This is a genomic window from Pirellulales bacterium, assembly GCA_036490175.1.
Taxonomy (GTDB): domain Bacteria; phylum Planctomycetota; class Planctomycetia; order Pirellulales; family JACPPG01; genus JACPPG01.
In genome coordinates, this window is record DASXEJ010000385.1 from 1 (window position 1) to 6,400 (window position 6,400).

At 61.4% G+C, this 6,400-nt stretch carries 6 protein-coding genes; 2 read left to right on the forward strand and 4 right to left on the reverse strand.

The annotated features are described in order from the left end of the window. The coding region (locus VGG64_29655) for a tetratricopeptide repeat protein (protein ID HEY1603805.1) at positions 1–958 on the forward strand (958 nt) is incomplete at its 5' end. An 18-nt stretch (positions 959–976) separates the two neighbouring features. Here VGG64_29655 and VGG64_29660 read toward each other — a convergent pair. Together VGG64_29660 and VGG64_29665 are read right to left on the reverse strand one after the other, a co-directional pair. Beyond that, the gene (locus VGG64_29660) at positions 977–1,963 is read right to left on the reverse strand and encodes a nitronate monooxygenase (protein ID HEY1603806.1); all 987 of its coding nucleotides are present in this window, start codon (positions 1,961–1,963) and stop codon (positions 977–979) included. Positions 1,964–2,082: 119 nt separating this feature from the next. Then, positions 2,083–2,694, reverse strand: a complete 612-nt coding sequence (locus VGG64_29665) for a sigma-70 family RNA polymerase sigma factor (protein HEY1603807.1) — start codon at positions 2,692–2,694, stop codon at positions 2,083–2,085. Between the two features lie 356 nt (positions 2,695–3,050). Between VGG64_29665 and VGG64_29670 the strand changes: the two genes are divergently transcribed. Beyond that, positions 3,051–5,348: a serine/threonine-protein kinase gene (locus VGG64_29670; GenBank protein HEY1603808.1), complete on the forward strand. Its 2,298-nt coding sequence runs from the start codon at positions 3,051–3,053 to the stop codon at positions 5,346–5,348. A 63-nt stretch (positions 5,349–5,411) separates the two neighbouring features. On the opposite strand, the gene VGG64_29675 is transcribed toward VGG64_29670, so the two are convergent. Continuing rightward, the gene (locus VGG64_29675; protein HEY1603809.1) at positions 5,412–6,008 is read right to left on the reverse strand and encodes a pentapeptide repeat-containing protein; all 597 of its coding nucleotides are present in this window, start codon (positions 6,006–6,008) and stop codon (positions 5,412–5,414) included. A 135-nt stretch (positions 6,009–6,143) separates the two neighbouring features. After that, positions 6,144–6,400: hypothetical protein (locus tag VGG64_29680; GenBank protein ID HEY1603810.1), on the reverse strand; the 257-nt coding region annotated here is incomplete at its 5' end.

The window sequence follows — 6,400 nt, forward strand, 5'->3', positions numbered from 1 at the left end:
GAGCATCTATCGACTCACCTACTTCAAGGATGCACTGGAACTTTGGCAAGACGCCGTCGCGCGCCAGCCCTACAATCACGTCGCCCACATTAACTACGGAGTCGAGCTGCTCAATCGCAAACAATTGGAGCAGGCCATCGAGCAATTCGAGCAAGCGCTGCAGCTTGCCCACAAGGACTTCGCGAAAATTCACATGGAACTCGGCACGGCCCTCTCGCTGAGTGGGCGGTCGCAGGACGCGATTCCCCATTTCGAAGAGGCTCTGCAGCTCGTGCCCGAAGAGCCGGCCAAAGTGCATCAATTCCTCGCCATCAGCCTGGTCAATGTGGGCCGGGCCGAGGATGCCATTTCGCATTTCCAACAGGCGATCGACATCGGCCCTGATTCGGGCGAGCTGCGCCGCAAGCTGGCCTTGGCCTATGCCGCCGCCGGCCGCGACAAGGAGGCCATCTCCTGTTTCGAATCAGCGCTGCGGGCCGGATTTGACTCCGCCGAACTTTATAATGACCTGGGGATGGCCTTGGTCCGCGACGGTCGGCCCGCGGACGCGATCGTGGAATTACAGCATGCCTTGCGCCGCCGGCCCGATTCGGCCCAGGTGCATTACAATCTGGGCGTTGCCTGGACTGCAGCGGACCAATCACAGCGAGCAGTCGCCGAATTCCAACAGGCATTGCGCATGCAGCCCGACTATCCCGCCGTCCATAAAAGCCTGGGCCTGGCATTGGTGCGGGCCAATCAGGCTGGGGCGGCGGTAACGCACCTTGAGCAGGCATTGCGCCAGGAGCCGGACTCGGCCGAGTTGCACTACAACTTGGGCGTCGCGTTGGTAGCTGCCGATCGCGCGGGAGACGCAATCATCGAATTCGATCGCGCGCTGCGTCTGCAGCCCGACTACCCGGCCGCCAAAACGGGCCTCGCGCAAGCACTTGACGCGCAACAGCATTCAAAGAAATAAACGCCCGCCCTTTGGTTTTTAGACTTTAGCGGCAGCGGCACTTGCAGATCGGGGCACGACCCCCGCAGCAAGAACTTCTTCGGCCTGGGCGATCATGCCGTCAATAATTTGACGGCAGCTCTCGATTCTGGTGATACCCCCGCAGCCTTGCCCCGCCGGAAAACAGGACAGGTGCGGGTCGCGCTCGGCATCTGCCGGAAACAGGAAGCCCATCAGGCCGGCTTGCTGCATGGCGACCGCTTGCTGCGGAAAAGCTTGGATGTCTTGCGGGTGCTGCTCCCACTGTTCGACCGTCGGATTTTTCAGCGCGCGCAGCGTCTTGCCGGTCCAGCAGCGCGAAACGATCGTATCGCTTTCGTTGGCGCGGAGGATGGCATCCTTATAGCTAGCCGCTCCGCGTGCTTCGGAACAGGCGACGAACCGCGTGCCCACCCACACGCCTTCACAACCTAGCGCCATGGCGGCGACGATGCCGCGCCCGTCGAAAATACCGCCGGCGGCAATGACGGGAACCTTCACGTTGTCGACAACCTGCGGCCACAGCGCCATCGCGCCCACATGGCCCGTATGGCCTCCCCCTTCGGTCCCTTGAGCGATAACGGCATCGCAGCCGGCCTGCTCGGCCAGGATCGCATGGCGCACTGTTCCACAGACATTGAATACCAATACACCCGCGTCATGGCACATCTGGATGACGCGCGTCGGCAGCCCCAGGCCGGCGATGAAGCAGCTGGCTCCGCCGTCGATGATCCGGCGTGCTTCCTCTTCGGGCTTGTCCGTGATGGGGGTCAGCAAATCAACGCCGAACGGCTTACTCGTCAGCTTGCGCACTTTCGCAATTTCGGCGGACATTTCGTCAATGCTCATGCTACCGGCGCCTAGTACGCCATAGGCACCTGCTTCTGACACGGCAGCGACCAATTCGGCGTACGAAACGCCCGCCATGCCGGCCAACATGATCGGATGCTTGATCTTCAAGATTTCGGTCAGGCGTGTGGCGAGCACGTGAAAACTCCCGAATGTAAAAAGTCCAGCAAAAACAGCCGCCGCAAGGAAATGGCGATTATAGAGGACCGGCGCCGCGAACTGCAAAGAATCGGAATAGCCGCCTCGTCGTACGCAGCCTAGGAATCTCCGTCGGGGCACAGTAGCGATTGCAGCCGATTCAACGAGCGCGTTAGCATCACGCGAATTGCACCGTCGGTCTTGCCGAGCCGCTCGGCAATTTGCTTCGAAGCCAGTCCCTCGACATAACGCAGTCGCAGCGCTTCGCGCTGCTCGTCCGGCAGAATCGACAGCGCTTCGGTCAGCCGCTCTTGCTTGACGTTGCGCGAAAAAATCTTACTGGCCGTGGTCATGCTGGCAACCAGCATATCGATCACTTGCGCCCGGCTTTCGTCGGCCGATCCCTTGTCGATCGATACCTCGCGGCCGGCATCCCTTTTGGCCGCGCCGAAAAAGCGCCGGTGCGCATCGATGATGCGCCGCTCGGCAATCTGGCACAGCCAACCAAAAGGCTCGCGACCGATAGCGTCTGCCGTTGCCAGCGAACGCACGGCCTCGGCCGACACGTCCTGAAACACGTCCTCAGGCTCCAGCTTTCGCCGCAATGCCGAACCGAGTCGCCGCTCGACGTAGGCCAGCAGCGGAAGCCGACGGGCCGCGATAAAATCGGCCAACGCCTGAGCGTCTCCCTGACGAATTCGTTCGACAACCTCGTCGGCATCGGTAGACATGAAATAGCTCCCCCGTAGCGTCTTCGCGAGTGCACCAGAACGGCGCACGGGCATCGTACTTCCGCGAGACCGTCAAAAACAACCATTTTTCCGCCAAACCGCTTTGATCTTCAGCACCGCTCCGATCCACCTATCGTCGTCGCGAACTACGGTGCTAAGGGAGCCTGAAAATCGGCCCGGCCACGCCAGGCGGTGCCATGCTGATTTGCCCCAAAGTATCTTGCCGGCTAGCTTGGCCTGATATTTGCTCGCGCAACTGGCACGGTTGTGCTACAACAAACGAGCGATCCCGGCGGGCGGTGCTGTATCTCGTTTTCCGGCGGAAAAGGGGTGAGGTCCAGAGGAGTTCTGGCGTCGTGTCGCAAAAGCCTGAAGAGCTGATTGATTCTCAGAACCCCACGCTGGCCTGGAATCTTCTTTCGGAGCGTGTCGAGGCGCTCGTGGCTGCCTGGGAGGCAGGGGGCGATCCGCCAGCACTGGCCGTCTATCTGCCCGCCGGGCCAGCGCCCCTGCGCCATATGACCTTGGTAGAGTTGATCAAGGTCGATATGGAGTACCGCTGCCCGCGACCCGAACATTCGCGCCGTATCGAGCAGTATGTGGCCGAGTTCCCCGAGTTATCCGAACGCGGGCAAGTGCCGTGCGATCTGATCTACGAGGAATATCACCTGCGCAAGCAGAGTGGCCAGTCGGTCAGCGCGCAGGAGTATTTCGACCGGTTCCCGCGGCAAGCCGACGAATTGGGCCGGCTGCTGGGATTGGAATCGCCCCATCTGAGCACCTCGGTCGTGGGCGCGGCCCGCTTCGAAGAAGTCGAAGTCGGCGATCAAATCGACGACTTCGATTTACTCACTCGTTTAGGACGCGGCGCCTTTGCCACAGTCTTTCTGGCCCGCCAGCAGTCGATGCAGCGCATCGTGGCTCTGAAGATATCGGCCGACAAGGGAAACGAGCCCCAGACGATGGCCCTGCTCGACCATCCCCATATCGTGCGGGTCTTCGACCAGCGGCACCTCTCCGAACGTCAATTGCGGCTGCTGTATATGCAGTACATCCCTGGCGGGACATTGCAGACCGTGATCGACACGATCCGCCGGCTCCCGCCCAGCATGCGCTCGGGCGTACGCTTGCTGGAAGCCATCGACGAATGCCTGATGCTGCGCGGCGAGTCGCCGCCAACCGATTCTCCGCTACGGCATCGGCTGGCCACCGCCACCTGGCCGCAGACGGTTTGTTGGCTGGGATCGCGGCTGGCGGCGGCGCTGTCGTACGCGCATCAACGGGGCGTGCTTCACCGCGATGTCAAACCGGCCAACGTGCTAGTGGCCGCCGATGGCACGCCCAAGCTGGCCGATTTCAACATCAGCTATTCGTCCAAGGTCGAGGGCTCGTCGGCCGCGGCGTACTTTGGCGGCAGTCTGGCCTACATGTCGCCCGAGCAGTTGGAAGCCTGCAACCCGAATCATATGCGCGAGGCCGAGGACCTAGATGGCCGCAGCGACGTGTACTCGCTGGGCGTGATGTTGTGGGAATTGCTCACGGGCCGCCGCCCCTTCGAAGATTGCCAGCCCACCAGTAACTGGAGCGCCACGCTTAACCAGATGCTGGCCGACCGGCATCAAGGCGTCCCCATCGACGCGATTGCGCAACTGCCGCGTGACTGCCCCTCGGGCCTGAAACAGTTTCTGCTTAGCTGCTTGAACGTAGACCGGGACAATCGCCCCTCCGCCGCGCAGTTGTCGCGACAACTGGAGCTAGCACTGGAACCCGAGGTGATGCGCCTGCTGCGGCCGCGTCCCGGGGCGTGGCGCAATTGGGTTCGCCGCTATCCGCTCACTGCCATGTTCGCAGCCGGACTGCTGCCGAACATCATCTTCACGCTGCTGAACCTCGCCTACAATATTCCGGCGATATTCGAATCTCTGGGCAAATCGGTCTTCGACGTATTGGACGATCCGGCCGTGTCGATCGTCAACGGCGCGGCCTTCGCCGTGGGCATTGCCATCGTACTTCCTCTGACCTGGCCGGTGGCGATGGCCGTAAGCCGCATTTATCGTGACGAAGCACACGACGTAGACCATGATCCGCGTTGGCGGCGCCGCGCGCTTGTGCTGGCCGACTGGACGGCCTGCGTCAGCGCCGCCGAGTGGATCGTCACCGGGCTGGTGTTTCCGTTCTGGTTGAGCCGCGAGATTCCGCCCGATAAATTCCATGCCAGCGTCGTCTATGCACACTTCATGGCGTCGCAGGGGCTGTGCGGCATGATGGCTTCGACCCTGGCCTTCTTCTTCGTGACGGTGTTGGCGGTACGGGCGTTTTATCCCACGCTATTTCAAGTGGATCACACCGACTTGTCGGCGCTCGAATCAGTCCGCCGGTTGCAACAGCGAACCTGGGTTTATTTCGGCGTGGCCGTCGTCGTGCCGCCGTTGTCGATGGTGGTCATGGTGATCATGCTGAGTGCGGCCAAAGAGGTCATGCCTCCCTCTACGTTCGCCATTCTGGGTCTGGTGGGGCTGATCAATTCCGGCCTGGTGTTCGTGCTGTTGCGCACGGTGCAAAGCGGCTTGGCTGCGCTGGCCCTTGCCGTGAGTCCGCCCGGCACCCTCTCGATGGGCGCAAGCGACAGCATCTCGGATTCGTTCTGGCGATAATGGCGACGACGAAATCGCTAGTGCCATTCCGTTTGTTGGATGGCGTCGGTAAGCGGCTATGTGTCAGTCGACCAGATGCATACCAGCCCGCTCGGGGTCGAATCCCGCTGGGAATTTCGTGGCCCGGCTGTACAGTGCGCCAGCGAACAGCGCCCCGTCGAACTGACAGTCGCTCAGATCGGCACCGCAAAGATCGGCACCGGTCAGGTCGGTATGCCGATCGCAGGGGGCGGCGCTCAGATCCGCGCCGCGTAGAATGGTCAACCGCAGGTTGGTATTTTTCAGAATGGCGCCGCGCAAATCGGCACCCAGGAAATCGCAACCCTCGCAATTGGCGCCTTCCAGATTCGTCGGTCCAAAAAGGTTGTCCGGGCCGAGGCGTGCCCGTCGCAAATTGGCACACTTCAGACTGGCTTCTTGCAGCACGGCGCCGCGTAAATCGGCCTCTTCCAGGTCCGCGCCGCCAAGCTCGGCACGGAGGAAGCGAGTCCAATATAAATCCGCCGCTCGAAAGTCAGCCCGCTCCAGACGGGCGCCGTCGAAGCACGTTCCCTCCAGGTCCGCTCCATGAAAGTCGGCGCGCGTTAAATCCGCGTCCGTAAAATCGGCCACGCTCATCAGTCCCTCTTGGGGGAAAATGGTCTTCTTGGTCTCGCGCACGATGTCCTCTCTTGGCAGCCGGTGGCCGACCGCGAAAGGGCCTGTATGGGCGAATGTAACGACACTCGATCAACGCATCGCCCGCCTGACGATGATCATTAGTGATATTGCAGGCCCCGTTTGTAATTATTTATTTCAGGCCGGCCTGACCATGGGAACCGGCGCGTGCAAATGAAATCGGCTCGAGCGGCTGGTCTGTTCCGCGTGCAGTGCATCGACAATCTGCTGCGTGCAATCGTCGATCGACAGACGCGACACATTCAATACGAGATCGTAGTTGGCCGGATCCGTTGGATCCGCGTGAAAATGCGCCCGCACGAATCGCGTGCGATCGCGCTGCAGCTTTTCGATCTTGCGCAGCGCCGCGGCATGGCCAACTGTGCCAGTCATGC

What these genes read in the sequence shown, in the direction of transcription:
- VGG64_29665 (HEY1603807.1), bottom strand. Translation starts at nt 2,694, where the DNA reads ATGTCTACCGATGCCGACGAGGTTGTCGAACGAATTCGTCAGGGAGAC.